A 21,767-nucleotide genomic window follows, 5' to 3' on the forward strand; every position below is an offset into this window, starting at 1 on the left:
CCTTGCCCGGCAGGAAATGTTCACAGTGGCTAGAATAGTCATGGCTCAGCCGAAGATGTTCACGGGCTTGACGATGTCCGCGTATATCAGGAGGACACTCATGCCAAGCAGCAGCGCCGCCACCACATAGGTCACCGGCAGCAGCTTCGCGATATCGAAAGCTCCCGGGTCCGGCTTGCCACGCAACTTGGCCACCCGGCGTCGTACTCCTTCGTACAGCGCACCGGCCACATGGCCGCCGTCGAGCGGCAGGAGCGGGATGAGATTGAAGATAGCCAGCGCGAAGTTCAGCCCCGCCAGCAACCCGATGAGGGTCCCGATCCTGGCCTGCAACGGCACTTGCTCCATTGCCGCGACTTCACCGGCCACCCGGCCAACGCCCACCACGCTGATGGGTCCGTTGGGATCCCGTGGCTCCTCGCTGAAGGCTGCCTTGGCGACCCCCACCACCCTTGCGGGCAGGTTGAAGATCACACCGGAAATCTGCTTGATGTTCTCCCCCGCCATGGGAAGAACGGCCGACGCCGGTTGGGGCACCAAGGCGCTTTGCGCGCCGATGCCCAGGAAGCCGACTTCCTGGTACTGCAATACGCCGTTGGCGTCCTGGGCCTGCCGGCCATCGGACCCGATGACAGGGCGCGATGAGAGTACAGGTGTCACTGTCGTCTCGACGGACGCACCGTTCCGTTCCACCGTGATGGGGACTTCCCTGCCGGCGGAGGCCCTGATCCAGCCGGTCAGCTCATCCCAGTTGGTGACGGTCTTGCCATCAAAGGAGGTGACGGTGTCATTGGGCTGGAGCCCGGCCGCCGCGGCCGGAGTCAATTTGCAGTCGGCGGAGTCGGGGTCGACGGTTTCTCCGGCCGCAACCTGGCATTTGGAAACATCGGCAATGGTGGTGGTTGCTTTGGCAACACCGAAGCCCATGAGGAGAACTGCCAACAGCACCAAACCAATGACCATGTTCATGGCCGGTCCGCCGAGCATGATGATGATCTTCTTCCACACGGGCAGCTTGTAGAAGACCCGTCCTTCGTCGCCGGGCCCCACTTCTTCATGGGCAACGGAGCGCGCCTCGGTGGCGAGCGTCTGGAACATGCCCGTGCTGGAAGGGCGGACGCCGCCGTCGTCCTTGTTGGGCGGGTACATGCCGATCATGGAAACGTAGCCACCCAAGGGCAGTGCCTTGAAGCCGTACTCCGTTTCGCCCTTCTTCCTGGACCAGAGCGTGGGCCCGAAACCGATCATGTACTTGGTGACGCGCACCTTGAAGAGTTTCGCCGGCACCAGGTGGCCTACCTCGTGCAGCGCAATGGAGACCGCAACGCCTATTGCGACGAAGATGACTCCAAGAATGAAGAGAAGGACGGGACTCATGCCGGTGGGACTGCTTCCGTAAGGGGTTTGGGGGGCTACAGGGCGCTGCTTGAAGCTAAACGATCGTGGGTTCGGGCTCGTGCCCACTTCTCAGCATCCAGCACGGACTCCACAGTCAGCTCAGAGGAACCTGAATGTTCGCTGAGGACAGATTCGACCGTATCCACGATGTCCGTGAAGCGGATGCGGCCCGCGTGGAAGGCTTCGACGGCTTCCTCGTTCGCCGCGTTGAACACAGCCGGGAACGTGCTGCCCTGCTTGGCTGCGTCCTTGGCGAGGTCGACGGCGGGAAAGGCCACCGCGTCCAACGGTTCGAACGTCCAGCTTGTGGCCTGCGTCCAATCGCAGGCCTTCGCAGCGTGCGGAACCCGGTCCGGCCACCCCAGTCCAAGGGCGATGGGAAGGCGCATGTCCGGCGGCGAGGCCTGGGCGATGATGGATCCATCCACGAACTGGACCATCGAATGGACCACGGACTGGGGATGGACCACCACTTCGATCCGGTCCAAGGGCACATCGAAAAGCAGGTGGGCTTCGATCACTTCCAGGCCCTTGTTGACCAGGCTGGCTGAGTTGGTGGTCACCATGAGCCCCATGTCCCAGGTGGGGTGTGCCAAGGCTTCCTGCGGGGTGACGTGGTGGAGCTGTTCGCGGGAGCGGCCACGGAAAGGACCTCCGGAAGCTGTCAGGATCAGCTTCTCGACTTCCTGCTCTGTCCCGGACCGCAGGCATTGGGCGATCGCGGAGTGCTCGGAGTCGACAGGAACGATCTGGCCCGGACGGGCTGCGGCTTTGACCAGGGCACCACCAACGATCAGCGACTCCTTGTTGGCGAGGGCAAGAGTCGCTCCGGTGCCGAGCGCAGCGAGCGTGGGGGCAAGTCCGATGGAGCCGGTGATGCCGTTGAGGACAACATCGCATTCGGTGGCGGCGATCTGTGTGGAGGCTTCGGGCCCGGCAACGATGTGCGGGGCAAAGTTTTTCACGCCGGCTTCAGCCGCTGCGGCCTCGATCAAGCGCTGCAGGACCGCGGGGTCCCCCTGCGCAATGCCCACCGCTTGGGCCCGGGTGTGGACCGCCTGCCTGGCCAGGAGGTCCAGGTTTCCTCCGCCGGCGCTCAGTGCCACAACCTCGAAACGGTGCGGGGCTGCGTCGACGACGTCAATCGCCTGTGTGCCGATGGAACCTGTGGACCCGAGGATGACGATCTTGCGCGGCTGCATGTCTTAAGTATCCCAGCCGGCACCGGGAGCGGCGAACGGGTGCGCCCGGACGGAAGGCCGCTTGGCTTGACCGCGGGACTCCCCTGCGTACCGTGGAATTGTGGAATGGCTGACCTGGTTTGATGCGTGGGACCACGAATTCGCCCGGCAAGTGCTGCAGCGCGGCACGGCGGCACTCTATGCCGTCGCCTTTCTGTCAACGTTGAACCAGTTCCCTGCCCTTTTGGGTGAGCGTGGACTGTTGCCGGTTCCGGATTACCTGGACCTGGCCCGTCGGATGGGAAGGCCCACCCTCTTCCGCCGCTACTACTCCGATGCCATGCTCCGGACAGTGTGCTGGGTGGGCATCTTTGTGGCCGCGCTGCTGTTGATCGGCCTCCCGCAGGCAGGTCCTCCGTGGCTGCCGATGCTGGCCTTTCTTGCCCTGTGGTTTCTCTACATGTCGATCGTCAACGTCGGCCAGACGTTCTATGGGTTCGGTTGGGAGATCCTGCTCCTCGAAACCGGATTTGTGGTGGCGTTCCTTGGCTCGGACCAAACGCCTCCGCCCACGCCCATCCTGATCCTGATCACCTGGCTGGTCTTCCGGTTGGAGTTCGGCGCGGGCATGATCAAGATCCGGGGCGGAAGGGAGTGGCGGGACATGACGGCAATGTTCTACCACCACGAGACACAGCCAATGCCCGGGCCACTGAGCAGGCAAGCGCACCTTCTTCCCCGGCCGCTGCACAAGGTCGAAGTGGTGGGAAACCACTTCGCGCAGCTCGTGGTGCCGTTCTTCCTCTTTGCACCCCAGCCGCTGGCCAGTGTCGCCGCGGGCATCATCATCGTCACCCAACTCTGGCTCGTGGCATCCGGGAACTTCGCCTGGCTGAACTGGGCGGCGATCGTGCTTGCTTTTGCCGCCGTAAGCGATCCCGTTGCCCACGCCGTCTTCCCGTTCATCCCGCTTGAATGGCACAAAGGCGCCGAAGCCCCGGCCTGGTGGCTCGCCGTCGTCGTCCTGGTGACCGGCTTGCTGCTGTTCCTGAGCTATCGGCCACTCCTGAACCTCTTTTCACGCCAGCAGCTCATGAACGCCAGTTTCAACCGGTGGCGCCTGGTCAACGCCTATGGGGCGTTCGGGACCGTCACCAAACAGCGCATCGAGATCGTGGTGGAAGGGACCATGGATGTGGAGCCGGACGCTCCCGATGACAACTGGCAGGAATACGGCTTCAAGGGCAAGCCCGGCAACGTTCGCCGCCTGCCCCGGCAATGGGCGCCGTACCATCTGCGGCTGGATTGGATGATGTGGTTCCTGCCGCTGCGGACCGTGCACGAGGATTGGTTTTACGCTTTCCTCAACAAACTGCTGGAGGCGGACGCGCCAACGCTTGGGCTGCTTCGCCGTGACCCGTTCGACGGCGAGCGCCCCCGTTGGGTGCGGGCGCGCAGCTACCTGTACCGCTTCGCCACCCGGGCCGAGTTCCGCAAAACCGGCGATCGCTGGGTGCGGGTGCTGCTCTACGAAGCCATTCCGCCGCTGGGGCTCCGCCCTGGTCGGCGACACTCTGCGTAGCGACCGAAGCGCCCCTTAAGTACCCACTTGTGCCGTTGAGGTGCCCTGTCCGCGCGGGGGCGCCGTGGACTCGCGGACAACAAGGTGCGTGGCCAGTTCGACCCGGCGGGAGTCGATTTCCTCGCCGCTCCTCTGGCGCAGGATGAAGTTCAGTGCCGACCGGCCCATGTCCTGCAGAGGTTGGGACACAGAGGTCAGCGGCGGCAGCGACTCTTCCGCTTGCGGGGTGCCATCGAAGCCGACCAGGCTCATGTCCTCAGGGATCCGGATGTTCTGCCGCCTGGCCTCAGCCAGTACGCCAAGGGCGATGCTGTCGCTGCCCGCGAAGATTGCCGTCGGCGGTTCCTCCAATGCCATCAGTGACTTCATTGCGGCAACTCCGTTCGTGGACCGGAAGGGGCCTGCTGAAATATATTCCTCCACGACCGGCACCCCCACCGCCATCAGCGCAGCCATGTAACCGTGCAAGCGGGCTTGGCTGCACTCGGCGCGGGCCGGACCCCCTATATAGGCGATGCGACGGTGTCCAAGGTCAAGCAGGTGCGTGGCTGCGGCCTTTCCGCCGGCCCAGTTGCTGGCTCCAACACTGAACACGTCTCCCGGCGGCGGGTTGAGCGGGTCGACCACTACAACCGGTATCCGGCGACGCTGGAACGCCTCCAGTTGCCCGGAACCAAAGGCTGACGTAACGACGATCATGCCGTTGCGGCCCTCGTCGAGCATGCGCTGTGCGCGTTCGTCGGGGCCCAGCGGTGAGCCCACCTGCCGGCTGGTAACAGAGAGGATGACCTCCATGTCCGAGGCTGCGGCCTGCTCCAGGATTCCGTTAAGCACTTCCACGGAATAGGCGGAGTTCAAGGAGTCGAAGACCACTTCCACAGCCTGCTGCGCCGGAGGGCTTTTCCGCTGGAGCGGGGATTTGTAGCCCGTCCTCTGTAATGCTGCGAGAACGCGGTTCCTGGTCTCCTCAGCAACATCCTGCCGACCGTTGACCACCTTCGAAACCGTCGGCGCCGAAACGCCAACTTCCCTGGCGACGGCGGCCAAGGTCAACTTTGGCGGACGGACTTCTCGAACCATGGTCCCCAACTTTCGAAATCTTTCGACGTGAAATTCAGTATGGATGCGTTTCCAGTCTTACGCAAACACTGACCAAACTGCCGCGACAACACTCTTGACGGACCGTAACCGAGGCTTTAGTTTAGACCGTGACCTAAATCATGGTCTCGAAATATTTCGAGAAATTTCGAAGCCGGTCACTCTTTTTCGGCAGTAAGCACCAAGGCTTGCTCGATGATGCGACTACCCCTGGAGAAGCAATGAAGCAGTTCCAATCAACCCGGCGTTCCTTCCTGGCCCTCGCGGCTGTTACTCCCTTCGCCGTCATGGCAACGAGCGCCTGCGGCACGTCCGGTCCAGGCGGTGCCAGCGGAGGAGGAGCCAGTATGTGGTTCCTCTCGGGTGAGCCGAACCAGACCACTATCCAGAAAGCCGTGGACGCTTTCGGATCGGCGAATCCCAATGACAAGATCGCCGTAACGTACTTCCAGAACGACGCGTTCAAAACCAAGATCAAGACCGCCATCGGCGCCGGCCAGGCTCCCACCATCATCTATGGCTGGGGCGGCGGCGGACTGAAGACCTACGCCGAGGCCAACCAGGTGGAAGACCTGACCAGTTGGTTCGACTCCAACCCGGACCTCAAAAACAAGTTCTTCCCCTCATCCTTCGGGGCAGCAACGGTCAACGGCAAAATCTACGCCCTTCCCAACCAGTACGTGGCACCGATCGTCCTCTTCTACAACAAGGAACTCTTCGACAAAGCCGGAGTCCAGCCGCCCAAGACCTGGGACGACCTGATGTCCCTGGTCAAGACCTTCAACGACATGGGCGTCGCCCCCTTGTCCCTGGGCGGCCAGTCCCGATGGACCTCCATGATGTGGCTTGAATACCTTCTGGACCGCATTGGGGGACCCGAAGTTTTCAAGGCAATCTTCGAGGGCAAACCCAACGCCTGGATGGATCCGGCCGTCATCGAGACGGGCACCAAGATCCAGGAGCTGGTTTCTGCGGACGGCTTCATCAAGGGCTTCTCTTCCATCACAGCAGATTCCAAGGCCGACCAGGCGCTGCTCTTCACGGGCAAGGCAGCCATGATGCTGCAGGGCTCCTGGACCTACGGCGCCATGAAGAAGGACGGGCAGAACTTCGTTCAGAACGGAAAACTCGGCTTCGCCAACTTCCCGACTGTTGCCGGCGGCAAGGGCGATCCCAAGAACGGCGTCGGCAACCCGGCCCAGTACATGTCGATCTCCTCCAAGGCCACGGACAAGGAGAAGGAGACTGCCAAGAAGTTCTTCAAGGACGGCATCATGACCGACACCGTCATCGATGCCTACATCAATTCGGGTTCGGTACCGATCGTCACCGGCATTGAAGACAAGCTTGATTCCTCCCCGGACAAGGACTTCCTGAAGTTCGTCTATGCCCTCGGCAAGGACGCCCCGAACTTCCAGCAGTCGTGGGACCAGGCCCTCAGCCCGACGGCCGCCGAAGCCCTGCTGAACAACATTGACCAGCTTTTCCTCAAGTCGATCACGCCGCAGCAGTTTGCCGAGAACATGAATGCCACCCTGGGCAAATGAGCGCAATAACTTCACACCGGGCACCCTCAACCAGGCAGAGGACCCAGGGAACGGCAGAGCGTAGGTCCGCGCTTCCCTGGCTGACCGTTCCGGCTCTGTTCTTCTTCGTCGTCTTCGCTGTCATACCCTTGGCAGGGGTACTGGTTCTGAGTTTTGCCAACTGGGACGGGATCGGTGCCATCGGCGCGGCCGGAATGGAGAACTGGACGTCGGTGTTGTCCGACCCCGAGCTCTACAACTCCTTGGGCCTGACCTTCATGATCATGATCGTTTCCTGGCTCGTCCAGACTCCCATCAGCCTCCTGTTGGGTGTCTTCACCGCTGGAACCCAGCGTTACAGGGCAGTCCTGGCCGTGCTGTACTTCCTGCCGCTGCTGCTCTCCTCGGCTGCTGTCGCCATCGCCTACAAAGCCCTTCTCGATCCGAACTTTGGACTGGCCATGGGCCTGGGCCTTCCGTTCCTCGCCCAAGACTGGTTGGGCGTCCCCCAACTCGCCCTTTCCTTGATCATTTTCGTGATTGCGTGGCAGTTCGTGCCATTCCACACGCTGATCTACCAAGGTGGCGTCCGACAAATCCCCAAGTCGCTCTACGAAGCGGCCCAGATCGACGGCGCGGGAACCATAAAACAGTTCTTCCACATCACCCTCCCGCAGTTGAAATACACCATCATCACGTCCTCAACGCTGATGGTCGTTGGATCACTGACGTACTTCGACCTCATCTTTGTCCTAACAGGCGGCGGTCCGGGCAACTCCACCCGCATCCTGGCACTCGACATGTATTTGCGCGGCTTCCGGGCCAACCTCATGGGTCCCGCCAGCGTCATCGCGGTGATTCTCGTCGTCATAGGCCTGGCGCTGGCTTTGTTCCTCCAACGCCTCGGAGGCAAAGACAACCAGGGCAGCCAATTGGAAGGTATGTAGCGTGAGTACAGTCCTCAAGAGTGATTCGAAACCCGGAACGCGCACTTCGGCTGCCCAACCCGCCAGGTCCAAGCAAGGCCTTGGCACACGGATCAGGCGGCTCAATATCCCCGGCGGCCTCGGCGGCTGGATATGGCTCGCCGTCATCATCATTCCGGTCTATTACATCGTCATCACCAGCCTGAAGACCTCAGAGGGATACTTCGGACAGAATCCGCTGGCCCCGCCGACGGCCCCTACGCTGGAGAACTACCAGATGGTCCTTGAGGCCAATTTCTCCACGTACTTCATGAACAGCGTCATCGTCACACTGGGCTCCGTGGTCCCGACAGTCCTCATAGCCTTCATGGCCGCCTTCGCGATCGTGCGGGGCCACGGCAGGTATCTGAAATTCGTCAACGGCCTGTTCCTCATGGGCCTTGCGATTCCCCTGCAGGCGACGATCATTCCGATCTACCTGATGATCATCCGCCTGAACCTCTACGACAGCCTCTTGGCCATCATGCTTCCGTCCATTGCGTTCGCCATACCCCTGACGGTCCTGATCCTGTCCAACTTCATCCGGGACGTTCCGAACGAGCTCTTCGAATCGATGCGCCTGGACGGCTGCAGCGAGTGGCAGACCATGTGGCGCTTGGCCCTGCCGCTGACCAAACCCGCGATCGTCACGGTGGCGATCTACAACGGCCTGCACGTCTGGAACGGATTCCTCCTTCCGCTGGTGCTCACCCAAAGCCCGGGACTGCGCGTCCTGCCCTTGGGGTTGTGGACCTTCCAGGGCGAGTTCAGCGTCAATATCCCCGCCGTCCTCGCCTCCGTGGTGCTGAGCACGCTGCCCATCCTGGTGATCTACGTCCTTGGACGCCGCCAACTTGTCAGCGGCCTGACCGCCGGCTTCAGCAAGTAGAAAGGACTCTCTCCTGTGACACAAGCACGACCACTTCGGGTGGGAATGGTGGGCTACGCCTTCATGGGCGCTGCGCACTCACATGCCTGGCGTACGGCGCCGCGCTTCTTTGACTTGCCACGAACACCTGAACTCACGGCCGTCGCTGGCCGGAACCCGGAAGGAGTGAAGGCCGCAGCTGACAAGTACGGCTGGGCATCCACGGAAACCGATTGGCGGCGGTTGATCGAGCGTGACGACATCGACCTGATCGACATCTGCACACCGGGCAACACCCACGCGGAAATTGCCATCGCTGCCCTGGAAGCAGGCAAGCATGTGCTGTGCGAGAAGCCGTTGGCCAACTCCGTGGAGGAGGCCGCCAAGATGACGGCCGTTGCCCAGGCAGCGGCCGAGCGCGGAGTCCTGTCCATGTGCGGCTTCAGCTACCGCCGTACCCCTGCCTTGGCACTTGCCAAGCGAATGGTGGAAGAAGGCCGGCTGGGCGAGATCCGCCACGTCCGAGCACAGTACCTCCAGGACTGGCTCAGCGACGCCAACGCTCCCCTGACTTGGCGGCTGGACAAATCCAAGTCCGGCTCCGGCTCCCTGGGCGACATCGGGGCCCACAGCATCGACGCCGCACAGTGGATCACCGGACTCAGTATCACCGGCGTTTCGGCCCTCATGGAGACATTCGTGAAGGAACGGCCCGTGGGCGGGGACTTTGTGGGGCTGGGCGGACATGGCGGTTCCGACGGTCCGCGTGGCCCGGTAACGGTCGATGACGCTGCGCTGTTTACGGCACGTTTCGGGACCAGCGCTGTTGGCATTTTTGAAGCCACCCGCTTTGCCCTGGGACGCAAGAATGCCATGCGCCTTGAACTCAACGGGACCAAGGGTTCCTTGGCGTTCGACTTTGAGGACATGAACTCGCTCCAGTTCTACGATTCCGCGCTGGAACCGGACGCCGGCTTCCGCAAGATCATGGTGACCGAACCCTCCCATCCCTATGCAGCCAACTGGTGGCCTACGGGTCATGGCCTGGGCTACGAGCACGGATTCACTCATCAGGTGGTGGATCTCGTGAATGCCATCGGCGCAGGCGAGCAGCCCACGCCGTCGTTCGCTGATGCTTTGCAAGTGCAAAAGGTACTGGCCGCAGTCGAGGCCAGCGCGGACAACGATAGCCGCTGGGAAAACGTCGAAAAGGAAGCATCATGACCCGACCCATCACCCTCTTCACCGGCCAGTGGGCCGACCTGCCCTTCGAAGAAGTGGCGCGGCTCGCAGGCGAATGGGGCTTTGACGGCCTGGAAATCGCCTGCTGGGGCGACCACCTGGATCCCCAACGTGTGGTGGAGGACGACGCCTACCTTCAGGGCAAGCTGGACATCCTGGACAAGCATCACCTCAAGGTCCACGCCATCGCCAACCACCTCACGGGCCAGGCGGTCTGCGATGACCCCATCGACGAGCGGCACCGGGACATCCTCTCCCCCGGGGTCTGGGGCGACGGCGACCCCGAAGGCGTGCGCCAACGCGCGGCAGAGGCGATGAAAACCACTGCCCGCGCGGCGGCGAAGCTGGGGGTCAAGACAGTCACCGGATTCACTGGCTCATCCATCTGGAAGTGCGTGGCCATGTTCCCACCCGCTTCGGAGGCCATGATCGAGCGCGGCTACCAGGATTTTGCCGAACGATGGAACCCGATCCTGGATGTCTTTGACGAAGTCGGCGTCCGTTTTGCCTTGGAGGTCCACCCTTCAGAGATCGCCTACGACTACTGGACGGCCAAGCGCACCCTCGAAGCCATAGGACCGCGCGATAGTTTCGGCCTGAACTTCGACCCGTCGCACTTCATCTGGCAGGACCTGGACCCGGTGATGTTCCTGCAGGACTTCGCCGAAAAGATCTTCCATGTCCACGTCAAGGAATCCGTCCGGCAACTCGATGGACGCAATGGACGCCTCGGTTCCCACCTGCCGTGGGCGGATCCCCGCCGCGGTTGGGACTTCGTCACTGCCGGCCATGGCGACGTGAACTGGGAACCGATTTTCCGCACCCTCAACGCCGTTGGATACGAAGGACCGACCAGCATCGAATGGGAGGATGCCGGCATGGATCGGCTGGTGGGAGCTCCCCAGGCTCTTCGAATGGTCCGTGAACTGGCCGCCATCCGTCCGCCGGCCGCTGCCTTTGACGCGGCTTTTGCAACACGCTGAACACTCCAACCCGACTCGAACGACAACGCCCCGACACGAAGGAAACCATGACAAGCAATAACAAGACCGCGTTGGTGGTCCGCGGCGGCTGGGATGGACACCAGCCGATTGAGGCCACCGAGCTCTTCATCCCGTATTTGCGGGACAACGGCTATGACGTCCGCGTCGAGGAATCCCCCAAGATCTACGCAGATGCCGAGTACATGGCAGGGGTGGATCTGATAGTGCAGTGCATGACCATGTCCACCATCGAAAAGGATGAGTTCCAAGGTTTGCGGACCGCCGTCGAGAACGGCACGGGGCTGGCGGGCTGGCACGGCGGCATCGCCGATTCCTACCGCAACACTTCCGACTACCTCCACCTGATCGGCGGACAGTTCGCCTGCCACCCGGGCAAGCACGTGGACGAGCAGACTGGCGAACAGTCCGACAACTATGTTCCCTACACCGTGAACATGCTGCCTGCTGCCGCTGAGCACCCCATTACCCAGGGAATCGGCGACTTTGACCTGGTCACGGAGCAGTACTGGGTTCTGAGCGACGACTACGTCGACGTCCTGGCCACCACCACCCAAAAGGTACGTGAGTGGGATCCGTGGAACCGCGAAGTGACCTCACCCGCGATCTGGACCCGCCAATGGGGCAAGGGCAAGATCTTTGTCTGCACTCCCGGCCACCGGGTGGAGATCCTCCAAGACAACAATGTGCGCACCATCATCGAAAGGGGCATGCTGTGGGCATCCCGCTGACCCCCGCCAAGCCGCTCAATGTGGGCATCATCGGCTGCGGCGCCATCATCGCCCAGTACCTGGGCAACTTCCGACGACTGGATTCCGTGAACCTGGTGGCCGTGGCAGACCTGGATCCCGCACGGGCACAAGCGGTAGCCGACTCCTACGAGGGTGTTCGGGCCTTGGGCGTCGACGAACTCCTGGCCGCGGACGACGTTGAACTGGTACTCAACCTGACTATTCCGGCCGCCCATGCGGAGATTGCACTCAAGGCGATCGCCGCCGGCAAATCCGTCTACGGCGAAAAACCGCTTGCCGCTACTACGGAAGAGGCCAAGAAGGTACTGGAGGCGGCGGCCGCGGCAGGTGTAGTGGTGGGCTGCGCACCCGACACTGTGCTTGGCACAGGCATCCAGACAGCCAGGAAGGCGATCGACGACGGACTGATCGGGGCGCCGGTATCGGCAACAGCCACCATGGCAACACCGGGACATGAGCGCTGGCACCCGAACCCCGACTTCTACTACCAGCCCGGCGGTGGTCCACTCCTGGACATGGGGCCTTACTACGTCTCGGCGTTGGTCACCTTGCTGGGACCGGTCGTATCAGTCGTGGGCGCCGCGAGCCATACACGCACCGAACGCACGATTGGCTCAGGGCCACGCGAAGGGCAAACCGTGCCGGTCGACATCGACTCACACGTCACTGGAGTCCTGGTCCATGCCTCCGGCGCGCTCTCCACGCTCTTCATGAGTTTCGACGCCGTGAAGACCAAGAGTCCAAACATCGAGATCCACGGCGAAAAGGGCTCGTTGATCGTCCCGGATCCCAACCATTTTGATGGGGATGTCCAGCTCTTTGCCCTGGGTTCCGAGGACTGGGAAACCCTGCCGGTCTCAGCAGGCTACAAAGATTCAGGACGCGGCTTCGGCATCGCCGACCTCGCAGCAACACCTGCAGGGCAAGAGCCGCGGGCCGGTGGTCAGCTGGCCTTCCACGCGCTGGAAGTCATGGAATCGGTGCTGGCATCAGCCAAGAGCGGGCACGCCGTGGCTATCAAGAGCACCACGCCGCGACCCGCCGCAGTGGAACTCACGGAACTCGCGACGGCGGTCCACGCCTAGGTCCTCAAACTCCCGCCGAGTTGGCAGTTAATGACAATGTTGTGGGGAAACATTGTCATTAACTGCCAACTCGCGGGTGGCCGGCCCTGCGGAGTGTGGCCTCCGCATGCTTCAGGATGGGCCCGTCAATCATCTTGCCCTTGAACTGGAAGACGCCTGTGCCCGCCGAAGCAGCTGCTTCCAGGAGTTCCGTGGCGTGGGCAATGGCTTCGGGGGCGGGGGCATAAGCTTCCCGGACCACGGCGACCTGGTTCGGATGGATGCACGCCTTGGCTCCGAAACCGCTGGCCACGGAATCGCGGGACTCTTCCTTGAGTCCGTCGAGGTCGGGAATGTTCACGTACACCGCGTCGATGGCTTCCTTGCCTGCGGCTTTGGCGGCAAGCAGCACAGCGGACCGCGCGTGCAGGGCGACGGCCCGGTACCCGCCGTCGTCGTTCCTGCTGGAGAGCCCGCCCAGCGACGCCAGCAGGTCCTCCGCGCCCCACATCAGGGCTGAAACATTGGGTTCGGCGGCTATCGCGGATGCATTCACAATCCCGGCTGCTGTTTCGCAGAGTGCGATCACACTGAACCCAGCCAAAGCCCGCAGCTGCTCCGCGCTCTCGGCTTTGGCCAGCATGACGGTCCGGTACGGTGTCTTCTCCAAGGCCCGAAGATCGAGGTCGAACTCGGCAGTGCCCACAGGATTCGCCCTGACGATGGTCCGGCTCGGGTCCAATCCTTCAGCTCCGGCCTGTTCCAGGACAGCGTCACGGGCCCGCTCCTTGTCGGCGGGAGCGACGGCGTCCTCGAAGTCCAGGATGACCGCATCCGAGCGGTCCGCGGCCTTCGAGTACCGCTCCGGACGGTCGGCAGGGCAAAAGAGAAGGGCTGGGCCCATGGTGAAGGGAGAGTGCATGGATTTCCTTGCTGCTGGGCCTACTGATGTTCCGAAACGGTTGCCGCGTGCGCGTCCTTGGTCCACATCAGGCAGGTCCGCGTGGCCAGTGCCACCACTGTTCCGTCCTGGTTGCGGCCGGTGTGCTGCATGGTGACAACACCCTGACCGGGCCGGGACGAAGACAAACGCTTCCCAGTGACCACCGTTTCCGTGTACAGCGTATCCCCGTGATACAGCGGGTGCGGAAAGGTGACATTTGTCAGCCCCAACTGGGCGATGATGGTGCCCTGGGTCAACTGGGTGACTGACTGACCCACCACTGTGGACAAAGTGAACATCGAATTCATGAGCCGCTGCCCAAACGGTTGGGTGGAGCTCCACGCCGCATCCAGATGAAGTGCCTGGGTGTTCATGGTCATGGTGGTGAAGAGGACATTGTCCGTCTCCGTCACCGTGCGGCCCGGCCTATGGGCGTAGATCACGCCTTCTTCAAGTTCGTCGAAATAGAGGCCCCGCTGTTCCACGACCCGCGTCATACAGTGAGCTCCTGGTCCTCTTCGAACAGCTCGGCACCCGTAGCCGCCAAGACATCGTCGAGGGTGACGTTCGGTGCCAGTTCGCGTAGCACCAGCCGCGGGTCGCCTTCGTCCTTCACGACGTCGATCACCGCCAGGTCCGTAATGATCCGGTCCACGCATCCCTTTCCGGTGAGCGGAAGCGTGCAGTCCTGGACAATCTTCGGCCTGCCGTTCCGGTCCACGTGCTCCATCATCACAATGACCTTCTTGGCACCGAACACCAGGTCCATGGCGCCGCCCATGCCTTTGACCATCTTGCCGGGCACCATCCAATTGGCGAGGTCCCCGTTGGCTGCCACCTCCATGGCGCCCAGGACAGCGACATCGACGTGCCCACCGCGGATCATGCCGAACGAGGCCGCGGAGTCGAAGAAGGCGGCACCCGCGTTGGTGGTGACCGTCTCCTTGCCGGCGTTGATGAGGTCCGGATCAACCTTGTCCTCGGTGGGGTACGGGCCAACGCCCAGAATTCCATTCTCGGAGTGGAGGATTACCTCCACACCGTCCGGAATGTAATTGGGGATCAGCGTGGGCATGCCGATTCCGAGGTTTACGTACTGGCCGTTGACCAGTTCCCGGGCGACGCGGGCCGCCAGTTCGTTGCGGGTCCAGCCTTTGGCTTCGTGATGGTCGACGTCGGCCCGCCGGTATTCGTGCCGCACGGCTTCGGGACGGGGCGGGATATCGTGGTAACTGTTGTCGGTCATCCTCGCACTCCCGTCTGCTCGCTGGTCGTCGGCGTCAACGCCACCGTGCGTTTTTCGATCCGCTTCTCGCCATTCCCGGCCAGCACCACCCTCTGGACGAAGATGCCCGGCGTGTGGATGTGCTCCGGATCCAGCTCCCCCGGTTCCACGAGTTCCTCGACCTCGGCGATGGTCAGCCGGGCCGCCATGGCGCAGAGGGGATTGAAGTTCATCGCCGTTGCGTGGAAAACAAGGTTGCCGTGGCGGTCGCCCTTCCAGGCATGAACCAAACCGAAATCCGGGGTCAGGGACTCCTCCAGGACGTAATCGCCGTCGTTGAACGTCCGCACCTCTTTCGGTGCCGACGCGATCGCCACTGTGCCATCGGCGTCGTACTTTTGCGGAAGGCCGCCTTCGGACACCTGGGTTCCCACGCCAGCCTTGGTGTAAAAGGCCGGGATACCTGCGCCGCCGGCGCGCAGCTTCTCCGCCAAGGTGCCCTGCGGGGTGAGGACAACTTCAAGCTCCCCCGCCAGATATTGTCTGGCAAACTCCTTGTTCTCGCCGACGTAGGAGCTGATGGTGCGGCGGATACGCCCGTCCTTGAGGAGGATGCCGAGGCCCCAATCGTCCACGCCACAGTTGTTGCTCACGGTTTCCAGGTCCGTGGTTCCTTGCTGGTGCAGGGCCTCGATGAGCGATACCGGGATACCGCATAAGCCGAAGCCCCCTACCGCGAGCGAGGCTCCGTCGGGGATGTCCTTCACCGCTTCCGCGGCGCTGGCAACAACCTTGTCAATCATCCGTGATCCTTCCCTGCCACTGCCGACCCAACCTACGGTTACAGACCCAGCTCCCGGGCGATCAGCATCAACTGCACTTCGGTGGTGCCCTCCCCGACTTCAAGGATCTTCGAGTCGCGGTAATGGCGTGCCACCGTGAATTCGTTGATGAAGCCATAGCCGCCGAACACCTGGGTGGCGTCCCGCGCGTTGTCCATGGCTGCCTCGCCTGCGACCATCTTAGCGATGGCCGCTTCGGTCTTGAACGGCCTGCCCGCCAGCATCCTGGAGGCCGCGTCGTAGTAAGCAAGACGCGCTGTATGGGCCCTCGCCTGCATGCGGGCGATCTTGAACTGGATGGCCTGGTACTTGCCGATATTTTGTCCGAAGGCGCTGCGTTCCTTGGCGTACTTCACCGACAGATCGACGCAGCCTTGGGCGGCACCGGTGGCCAGGGCTGCGATCGCAATGCGGCCCTCGTCCAGGATTGAGAGGAAGTTGGCATAGCCACGACCACGCTGGCCCAAGAGGTTTGCTTCAGGAACCCGGACGTCGTCCAGGGTCAAGGGGTGGGTGTCGGAGGCATTCCAGCCAACCTTGTTGTAGGGCTTTTCGGCAGTGAAGCCGGGCGTGTCCGTCGGCACCAGAATGGTGGAAATTTCCTTCCGGGTGCTGCCATCGGCGCCCTCTTTGTGGCCTGTTACTGCCGTTACCGTGACCAAGGTGGTGATGTCCGTACCGGAGTTGGTAATGAACTCCTTGTTGCCGTTGATGACCCACGCACCGTCTTCCAAGCGGGCTTGGGTCTTGGTACCCCCGGCGTCGGAGCCGGCCTCCCTCTCGGTCAGTCCGAAACCCGCCAAGGAGCGGCCGGATGCCAGTTGTGGCAGCCACTGCTCCTTTTGGGCCTCGGTGCCGAACCGGTATACGGGCATCGCCCCCAGAGAGACTCCCGCCTCCAAGGTGATGGCCACCGATTGGTCCACCCGGCCAAGTTGCTCAAGGGCGAGGGCCAGGGCGAAATAGTCTCCGCCCATGCCGCCGTACTCCTCCGGGAAGGGCAGGCCAAAGAGGCCCATCTCCCCCATCTGCTTCACCACCTCATAGGGAAAGCTGTGCTCTTCATCATGCTTTGCGGACACAGGGGCCACTACTTCATCGGCAAACTCACGCACGGAATCGCTGAGATCCTGATACTCCTCGGTGAGTCCGAAAGTGCTGTTCAGGTCAGAGGTGCTCATGGTTGGACGTCCTTGTCTGTGGGGTTTCCGGCCGCCGGTTCTTCAGCGGCTCCGGCTACGTGAATGGTGGCGAGCACTTGGTCAGCTTTGACCAAGTCGCCTGTTGTGCTGGTCAGGTGGACCCGGCCCGCGACGGATGCCTGCAACTGGTGTTCCATCTTCATGGCTTCCACAGCCAGGAGGACCTGGCCTTCCTCCACAAGGTCTCCATCCTTGACGGATACCGAGACCACGGTTCCGGGCATCGGCGAGCGCACTTCGGGATCGGCCGCTCCCTCCACCCGCTGGATTCCGGCCAGCATCCTGCGCAGGCGTTCGGCCCGGTCCAGGACCTCCAAGCGGCACGACCACCCATTGTTTCCCAGGAAAAGCTCACGGATTCCGCCGCGCTCACGGGGAACAACGCCCACCGCGTAGGTGACCAGGGCGCCGTCGAACTCCAGGGCGATGCTGTCCGCGGTCCTGCCGGCGAGGCGGACGTCGGCCGGTGTTCCGCCGTCGACGGTCACGGTCAAGACACCCTGGCGCTCCGTAATGGACACGGTCGCGGCCGTACCGCCGGGAAGGCCGAAAGCGGCCGTCCACGCTCCTGGAGCCCCGACACGCCAAGCGTCCGGTGCGCTCCATGCGTCGCCCGCGGACGACGAGCCAGTGCGCTGAAGCCAGAGAGCGAGGGCGGCTGCGGTCAGTTCCCGGGGTTCGGGGTGCCTGAATTCCATGGACGCCAGCTTCCGCTCGATGAGGCCGGTGTCGAGGTGGCCTTCGCGGACCTCGGGGTCGTTGATGAGCAGGCTCAGGTACTCCACGTTCGTGTCGACACCGAGCAGGGTGTACTGTCCAAGCGCGGCATCGAGGGTGCCCAACGCGGCGGCGCGGTCCTCGCCCCAGGAGATGACCTTTGCCAGCATGGGATCGTAATCGCCGGTGATATCCAGTCCCTCCCGCATGGCCGAATCAATGCGTACATTTGCCTGGCCCTGCTGCACCCCCGTCACGCCGGGATCGCCGGCCCCGTGTTCGGCCAGCGCCACGACGCGGCCCATGGAGGGCATGAAGTTCCGCTCCGGTACTTCCGCGTAGACGCGCGCCTCGACCGCGTGGCCCTTCAGTTCGACGTCGGACTGCGCAACGGTGAGTACCTCACCGGCGGCGACCCTGACTTGCCATTCGACAAGATCGATCCCGGTGACCATCTCCGTGACCGGGTGTTCGACCTGTAACCGAGTGTTCATCTCCATGAAGAAAAACTCGTCGGGGTTCTCATCCGAGACCAGGAACTCCACGGTTCCCGCGCCGCTGTAGTTGACGGAGCGTGCCGCATTGCAGGCAGCCTCGCCAATCCGTGCCCTTTGAACGGCGCCATCGGGCATGGACTCAAAAAGGGCTGACGGCGCCTCCTCGATAACCTTTTGGTGCCTGCGTTGAAGGGAGCATTCCCGCTCGCCGAGGTGGATGACGTTGCCGTGGTTGTCGGCGAGCACCTGGACCTCAATGTGGCGGGGAGTCCGGATGAGACGCTCCAGGAAGAGTGTGTCATCCCCAAACGCTGAAGCAGCCACCCGCCGGGCTGTTTGCAGGATCGAGGCCATATCCTCAATCCGTTCCACTACATGCATGCCTTTGCCGCCGCCACCTGCCGATGGCTTGATGAGCAACGGAAAGCCGACGCCCGGAGCTGCCTCGATCAGTTGCTGGTCGGTGAGGCCGGGCCGGGCAATTCCGGGCACACACGGGACGCTGTACGCCATCACGTGGTTTTTGGAACGGATTTTGTCGCCCATGACTTCGATGGCGCCTATGCCCGGGCCAATGAAGGTGATTCCCGCGGCATCGAGGGCCTTGGCGAACTCCACGTTTTCGGAGAGGAAGCCATAGCCGGGGTGTACCGCCTGCGCGCCGCTGCGACGGCAGGCATCGATGATCGCATCGATTTTGAGGTAACTTTCCGAGGGCGCTGTACCGCCGATCGCGACTGCGGTATCGGCAAGCGCCACGTGCTTGGCGTCCCTATCCACATCCGAGTAGACGGCCACGGCGCGGATACCCATGTCTTTGAGCGTGCGGATCACCCGGCAAGCGATCTCCCCGCGGTTGGCCACGAGGACCGCGCTGAACGGTTTTGGCGCGGCACTGGTTGTTGGCGTTGTCATGACTACATCCTGAAGAGGCCGAAGGAGGTCTCGGGCAGTTGTTGGCGGGAGACGACATCAAGGGCCATTCCGAGGACCCTTCGGGTGTCGCCCGGGTCAATGATGCCGTCATCCCACAGCCGGGCGGTGGAGTAATACGGGCTTCCCTGGTCTTCGTACTGCTGCTTGATGGGAGCTTTGAAAGCTTCCTCGTCCTCAGCCGACCATTCCTCACCGGCTGCCTTGAGCTGGTCCCGTTTGACCGTGGCGAGGACGCTCGAGGCCTGGTTTCCGCCCATGACGGAGATACGGGCTGCCGGCCACATCCACAGGAAACGAGGCGAGTAGGCCCGGCCGCACATGGAGTAGTTGCCGGCGCCGAAGGACCCGCCAATGACCACCGTCAATTTGGGCACCCTGGCCGTGGCTACTGCGGTCACCATCTTGGCCCCGTTCTTTGCGATACCGCCTTGTTCGTAGTCCTTGCCGACCATGAATCCGGACAGGTTCTGCAGGAAAATCAAGGGGATGCCGCGCTGGTCACACAGCTCGATGAAATGGGCGCCTTTAAGCGACGATTCACTGAAAAGGACGCCGTTGTTGGCAACAATGCCCACGGGGTGGCCGTGCAGGTGGGCGAATCCGGTCACCAAGGTGGTGCCGTAGTTCTTTTTGAATTCATGGAATTCCGACCCGTCGACGATCCTCGCAATCACTTCGCGGACGTCGTATTGGGCGTTGACGTCCACCGGAACCACACCGTAAAGCTCTGAAGGCTCGACGGCGGGCGGCAGGACGGCGTCGAGCGTTTCCCAGGCCGGCTGCGCCGGCTTCGGCAACGTCGCCACGATGTCACGGACGATTTCCAGCGCGTGTTGATCGTTCTCGGCCAGGTGGTCGGTGACTCCGGAGATGCGTGAGTGGACGTCACCGCCGCCCAGTTCCTCTGCTGTGACGATCTCGCCGATGGCGGCTTTGACCAAGGGCGGACCGCCCAGGAAGATGGTGCCCTGGTTCCGGACAATGACCGTTTCGTCGCTCATTGCCGGAACGTATGCCCCGCCGGCAGTGCATGAACCCATCACGGAGGCGATTTGCGGAATCTTGGCCGCCGACATCCGTGCTTGGTTGTAGAAGATCCGCCCGAAGTGCTCCTTATCCGGGAAGACCTCGTCCTGCTTGGGCAGGAACGCTCCTCCGGAGTCCACCAGGTAGATGCACGGCAGCTTGTTCTCCAACGCAATTTCCTGGGCGCGGAGATGCTTTTTCACGGTCATGGGATAATAGGTGCCCCCTTTGACCGTGGCGTCGTTGGAGATGACCATCACATGGCGTCCGTGCACCAGCCCGATACCGGCAATAACGCCTGCACCTGGCGAATCGTCAGCGTACATACCATTGGCGGCCAGTGGTGCGATCTCCAGGAACGGGCTGCCCTCATCCAGGAGGAAATCTATGCGCTCCCTCGGCAGAAGCTTGCCTCGTGCGATATGCCGCTCACGGGACTTGGCGGGTCCACCCAGGGCAGCCGTCGCCAAGCGGTCCTTCAAATCCTCCACCAGAGCCAGTTGCGCCCGTTCGTTGGCCTCGAAGGTGGCCGTTGAGGCGCCCTCCAGGCTGGCAATTGTCTCCATCGACCCCTGTTCCATTCCCCGTTACAAGCCATTTCGGTTAGTGTCACGTAACTGAAATTTAGGTTAGTCTGTATTAACTGTGATGTCCAGCACAACAGGCCCGTAGCCCAGTCGCTGGCATCAGCACCAAGGAGGACAACGTGACAGCAGGCCCGGAAGCAAACACCGAGAACCCGCGTGCCACCGCCACGCAACGGAGCCAAGCAAAAGAGCTTCGCCGGTTGGCGCTGTTGTCGGCTGCTGCAGGCCTCTTCGCCGACAACGGATTCAGCCGAGTGTCTCTGGAGGATCTTGGGGCTGCTGCCGGCGTAAGCGGTCCGGCTGTGTACCGTCACTTTCCAGGTAAACAGGCGGTGCTCGGAGAACTGCTCCTCAGCGTCAGTCGGGACTTGCTGGACGGCGGGTTACGGGTGGTATCCGAGTCCGGCGATCCCCTGTCCGCCCTCAAAGGCCTCATCCGCTTCCACGTGGACTTCGCCTTGAGCAATCCTGACGTCATCCGTGTTCAGGACAGGGACTTCAGCAGCCTCAGCACCGCCGACCAGGCAGAAGTGAGGTCGCTGCAACGCAATTATGTGGAGACCTGGGTCGATGTCCTGTCACGCATCCATGACGGGGAAGATCCCGCCGGGCTCCGCGTCCGGGCACACGCCGCCTTTGGCCTGATCAACTCCACGCCGCACTCGGTGCGCCAGCACGGGAGGAAAATCGCAGCGAAGTCAGCCCGGCCGATCCTTGAGCAGATGGCGTATGCGGCGCTGACATCGGAATGACTGCCGCGGGGGGCTCCGGGATGGGCTGGGTGCTTCCGTGTCATCTCCCTGCGCTCGAGATATTTTGCGGGTTTTCCACATAGGGAGGTCGGGGACTGATAACTGTTGCCGGGCGGTGTCAGGCTTTTGGTATGGGAACAAGCGGGCAGGTGCTTAGACGTCAGACCAACGTGCCCGACGCGCCCCACCAGTCCTTCCCTCCCGTGGAGAACACCACGCGTCGACCGGGTCCAGGTGCCAAACCCAGGCCTGGTTCAGGCAGCGCGGCCCTGGAGGTGGACTCGGTCCTGGATGATGCGGTGGAGGTGTTGGCGAGTTTGCGGGGTGCTGCTGTGGCAGATGCCCGGTTGTTGGGGTTCGTGG

20 protein-coding genes are annotated in these 21,767 nt (G+C 62.5%); 9 read left to right on the forward strand and 11 right to left on the reverse strand.

Annotation, left to right across the window (positions count from 1 at the left end; all coding sequences use genetic code 11):
• Positions 1 to 45 precede the first annotated feature (45 nt).
• Together ACFVSI_RS13475 and dxr are read right to left on the reverse strand one after the other, a co-directional pair.
• Positions 46 to 1,377 (reverse strand): M50 family metallopeptidase, encoded by a 1,332-nt coding sequence (locus tag ACFVSI_RS13475; RefSeq protein WP_387824301.1) that lies wholly within the window; start codon positions 1,375 to 1,377, stop codon positions 46 to 48.
• Between the two features lie 35 nt (positions 1,378 to 1,412).
• Entirely contained in the window at positions 1,413 to 2,600 is a 1,188-nt protein-coding gene (dxr, locus tag ACFVSI_RS13480; protein ID WP_387824303.1) for a 1-deoxy-D-xylulose-5-phosphate reductoisomerase, read from the reverse strand.
• 100 nt (positions 2,601 to 2,700) lie between these two features.
• On the opposite strand from dxr, the gene ACFVSI_RS13485 reads away from it, so the two are divergent.
• The gene (locus ACFVSI_RS13485; protein WP_387824306.1) at positions 2,701 to 4,161 is read left to right on the forward strand and encodes a lipase maturation factor family protein; all 1,461 of its coding nucleotides are present in this window, start codon (positions 2,701 to 2,703) and stop codon (positions 4,159 to 4,161) included.
• Positions 4,162 to 4,176: 15 nt separating this feature from the next.
• Here the strand turns inward: ACFVSI_RS13485 and ACFVSI_RS13490 are convergent, their stop codons facing one another.
• Positions 4,177 to 5,241 (reverse strand): LacI family DNA-binding transcriptional regulator, encoded by a 1,065-nt coding sequence (locus ACFVSI_RS13490; RefSeq protein ID WP_387824309.1) that lies wholly within the window; start codon positions 5,239 to 5,241, stop codon positions 4,177 to 4,179.
• 239 nt (positions 5,242 to 5,480) lie between these two features.
• Here ACFVSI_RS13490 and ACFVSI_RS13495 point away from each other — a divergent pair, with 239 nt between their 5' ends.
• From ACFVSI_RS13495 to ACFVSI_RS13525, 7 genes are read left to right on the forward strand one after another with little or no spacing between them, the layout of a single operon-like run.
• Positions 5,481 to 6,806 (forward strand): extracellular solute-binding protein, encoded by a 1,326-nt coding sequence (locus ACFVSI_RS13495; RefSeq protein WP_387824312.1) that lies wholly within the window; start codon positions 5,481 to 5,483, stop codon positions 6,804 to 6,806.
• Complete coding sequence (locus ACFVSI_RS13500; RefSeq protein WP_387824315.1) at positions 6,803 to 7,732, forward strand: carbohydrate ABC transporter permease; 930 nt, start codon at positions 6,803 to 6,805, stop codon at positions 7,730 to 7,732. The genes ACFVSI_RS13495 and ACFVSI_RS13500 overlap by 4 nt, the downstream gene beginning before the upstream one ends.
• 1 nt (position 7,733) lies before the next feature.
• Positions 7,734 to 8,639, forward strand: coding sequence for a carbohydrate ABC transporter permease (locus ACFVSI_RS13505; protein WP_387824318.1), 906 nt, complete (start codon positions 7,734 to 7,736; stop codon positions 8,637 to 8,639).
• A 15-nt stretch (positions 8,640 to 8,654) separates the two neighbouring features.
• A complete protein-coding gene (locus ACFVSI_RS13510; RefSeq protein WP_387824321.1) occupies positions 8,655 to 9,842 on the forward strand; it encodes a Gfo/Idh/MocA family protein in 1,188 nt (395 codons plus the stop codon).
• Positions 9,839 to 10,843 carry a sugar phosphate isomerase/epimerase family protein gene (locus ACFVSI_RS13515; RefSeq protein ID WP_387824323.1) on the forward strand — a complete coding sequence of 335 codons (1,005 nt, stop codon included), beginning with the start codon at positions 9,839 to 9,841 and terminating at the stop codon, positions 10,841 to 10,843. Before ACFVSI_RS13510 ends, ACFVSI_RS13515 begins: the two co-directional genes overlap by 4 nt.
• Before the next feature lie 47 nt (positions 10,844 to 10,890).
• The gene (locus ACFVSI_RS13520) at positions 10,891 to 11,592 is read left to right on the forward strand and encodes a ThuA domain-containing protein (protein WP_387824326.1); all 702 of its coding nucleotides are present in this window, start codon (positions 10,891 to 10,893) and stop codon (positions 11,590 to 11,592) included.
• Positions 11,577 to 12,698, forward strand: a complete 1,122-nt coding sequence (locus ACFVSI_RS13525) for a Gfo/Idh/MocA family protein (protein ID WP_387824329.1) — start codon at positions 11,577 to 11,579, stop codon at positions 12,696 to 12,698. The genes ACFVSI_RS13520 and ACFVSI_RS13525 overlap by 16 nt, the downstream gene beginning before the upstream one ends.
• A gap of 58 nt (positions 12,699 to 12,756) precedes the next feature.
• On the opposite strand, the gene ACFVSI_RS13530 is transcribed toward ACFVSI_RS13525, so the two are convergent.
• From ACFVSI_RS13530 to ACFVSI_RS13560, 7 genes are read right to left on the reverse strand one after another with little or no spacing between them, the layout of a single operon-like run.
• Positions 12,757 to 13,599 (reverse strand): HpcH/HpaI aldolase/citrate lyase family protein, encoded by an 843-nt coding sequence (locus ACFVSI_RS13530; protein ID WP_387824332.1) that lies wholly within the window; start codon positions 13,597 to 13,599, stop codon positions 12,757 to 12,759.
• A gap of 20 nt (positions 13,600 to 13,619) precedes the next feature.
• Positions 13,620 to 14,117, reverse strand: coding sequence for a MaoC family dehydratase (locus tag ACFVSI_RS13535; protein ID WP_387824335.1), 498 nt, complete (start codon positions 14,115 to 14,117; stop codon positions 13,620 to 13,622).
• Positions 14,114 to 14,866, reverse strand: coding sequence for a CoA transferase subunit B (locus ACFVSI_RS13540; RefSeq protein ID WP_387824338.1), 753 nt, complete (start codon positions 14,864 to 14,866; stop codon positions 14,114 to 14,116). The genes ACFVSI_RS13535 and ACFVSI_RS13540 overlap by 4 nt, the downstream gene beginning before the upstream one ends.
• Complete coding sequence (locus ACFVSI_RS13545) at positions 14,863 to 15,648, reverse strand: CoA transferase subunit A (protein ID WP_387824341.1); 786 nt, start codon at positions 15,646 to 15,648, stop codon at positions 14,863 to 14,865. Before ACFVSI_RS13545 ends, ACFVSI_RS13540 begins: the two co-directional genes overlap by 4 nt.
• 38 nt (positions 15,649 to 15,686) lie before the next feature.
• Positions 15,687 to 16,868 (reverse strand): acyl-CoA dehydrogenase family protein, encoded by a 1,182-nt coding sequence (locus ACFVSI_RS13550; RefSeq protein WP_387824344.1) that lies wholly within the window; start codon positions 16,866 to 16,868, stop codon positions 15,687 to 15,689.
• On the reverse strand, positions 16,865 to 19,018 hold the full coding sequence (locus ACFVSI_RS13555; protein WP_387824347.1) for a biotin carboxylase N-terminal domain-containing protein: 2,154 nt from the start codon (positions 19,016 to 19,018) through the stop codon (positions 16,865 to 16,867). Before ACFVSI_RS13555 ends, ACFVSI_RS13550 begins: the two co-directional genes overlap by 4 nt.
• 2 nt (positions 19,019 to 19,020) lie before the next feature.
• Positions 19,021 to 20,631 carry a carboxyl transferase domain-containing protein gene (locus ACFVSI_RS13560; RefSeq protein WP_387824350.1) on the reverse strand — a complete coding sequence of 537 codons (1,611 nt, stop codon included), beginning with the start codon at positions 20,629 to 20,631 and terminating at the stop codon, positions 19,021 to 19,023.
• 140 nt (positions 20,632 to 20,771) lie between these two features.
• Between ACFVSI_RS13560 and ACFVSI_RS13565 the strand changes: the two genes are divergently transcribed.
• Complete coding sequence (locus ACFVSI_RS13565; RefSeq protein ID WP_387824353.1) at positions 20,772 to 21,404, forward strand: TetR/AcrR family transcriptional regulator; 633 nt, start codon at positions 20,772 to 20,774, stop codon at positions 21,402 to 21,404.
• A gap of 160 nt (positions 21,405 to 21,564) precedes the next feature.
• Here ACFVSI_RS13565 and ACFVSI_RS13570 read toward each other — a convergent pair.
• Positions 21,565 to 21,767: hypothetical protein (locus ACFVSI_RS13570; protein WP_387824356.1), on the reverse strand; the 203-nt coding region annotated here is incomplete at its 5' end.

The sequence above is a fragment of the Paenarthrobacter sp. NPDC057981 genome (genome assembly GCF_042886835.1).
Lineage (GTDB): Bacteria > Actinomycetota > Actinomycetes > Actinomycetales > Micrococcaceae > Arthrobacter.

Excerpts from the sequence above, each read along its gene's own strand:
- ACFVSI_RS13475 (WP_387824301.1), bottom strand. The coding sequence starts at position 1,377 with ATGAGTCCCGTCCTTCTCTTCATTCTTGGAGTCATCTTCGTCGCAATA.
- dxr (WP_387824303.1), bottom strand. The coding sequence starts at position 2,600 with ATGCAGCCGCGCAAGATCGTCATCCTCGGGTCCACAGGTTCCATCGGC.
- ACFVSI_RS13490 (WP_387824309.1), bottom strand. The coding sequence starts at position 5,241 with ATGGTTCGAGAAGTCCGTCCGCCAAAGTTGACCTTGGCCGCCGTCGCC.
- ACFVSI_RS13495 (WP_387824312.1), top strand. The coding sequence starts at position 5,481 with ATGAAGCAGTTCCAATCAACCCGGCGTTCCTTCCTGGCCCTCGCGGCT.
- ACFVSI_RS13500 (WP_387824315.1), top strand. The coding sequence starts at position 6,803 with ATGAGCGCAATAACTTCACACCGGGCACCCTCAACCAGGCAGAGGACC.
- ACFVSI_RS13515 (WP_387824323.1), top strand. The coding sequence starts at position 9,839 with ATGACCCGACCCATCACCCTCTTCACCGGCCAGTGGGCCGACCTGCCC.
- ACFVSI_RS13520 (WP_387824326.1), top strand. The coding sequence starts at position 10,891 with ATGACAAGCAATAACAAGACCGCGTTGGTGGTCCGCGGCGGCTGGGAT.
- ACFVSI_RS13530 (WP_387824332.1), bottom strand. The coding sequence starts at position 13,599 with ATGCACTCTCCCTTCACCATGGGCCCAGCCCTTCTCTTTTGCCCTGCC.
- ACFVSI_RS13535 (WP_387824335.1), bottom strand. The coding sequence starts at position 14,117 with ATGACGCGGGTCGTGGAACAGCGGGGCCTCTATTTCGACGAACTTGAA.
- ACFVSI_RS13540 (WP_387824338.1), bottom strand. The coding sequence starts at position 14,866 with ATGACCGACAACAGTTACCACGATATCCCGCCCCGTCCCGAAGCCGTG.
- ACFVSI_RS13545 (WP_387824341.1), bottom strand. The coding sequence starts at position 15,648 with ATGATTGACAAGGTTGTTGCCAGCGCCGCGGAAGCGGTGAAGGACATC.
- ACFVSI_RS13550 (WP_387824344.1), bottom strand. The coding sequence starts at position 16,868 with ATGAGCACCTCTGACCTGAACAGCACTTTCGGACTCACCGAGGAGTAT.
- ACFVSI_RS13555 (WP_387824347.1), bottom strand. The coding sequence starts at position 19,018 with ATGACAACGCCAACAACCAGTGCCGCGCCAAAACCGTTCAGCGCGGTC.
- ACFVSI_RS13560 (WP_387824350.1), bottom strand. The coding sequence starts at position 20,631 with ATGGAGACAATTGCCAGCCTGGAGGGCGCCTCAACGGCCACCTTCGAG.